The sequence below is a fragment of the Stenotrophomonas sp. SrG genome, from assembly GCF_050031795.1.
GTDB lineage: Bacteria > Pseudomonadota > Gammaproteobacteria > Xanthomonadales > Xanthomonadaceae > Stenotrophomonas > Stenotrophomonas rhizophila_A.
Genome location: NZ_JBNBBE010001560.1, coordinates 1 through 232, shown reverse-complemented (window position 1 = coordinate 232; position 232 = coordinate 1). Strand labels below are relative to the sequence as shown.

Here is a 232-nt window from a genome sequence, read left to right as displayed (position 1 = left end):
CGGCGCGTTTGCGGCCGGCGTCGCCGTCTCGTCGAATGCGCAGCTGCGCGGGTTGTTGAGCGCCCGCGTCGAGCCGTTCGCGGTCACCCTGCTGCGGCCGTTGTTCTTCGCCATGACCGGCCTGCGCATGCGCGCCGAGGCGCTGCAGGGCAGCGACCTGCTGCTGTGCGCGGTGGTGATCGCGGTGGCCACGCTGGGCAAGCTGTTCGGCACCAGGAGCGCCGCGCGCAGA

The 232-nt window shown here is 72.8% G+C and carries 1 protein-coding gene; it reads left to right on the top strand.

Annotation, left to right across the window (positions count from 1 at the left end; translation table 11 throughout):
• The coding region (locus ACQG3P_RS24610) for a cation:proton antiporter (RefSeq protein ID WP_426806511.1) at positions 1 to 232 on the top strand (232 nt) is incomplete at both ends.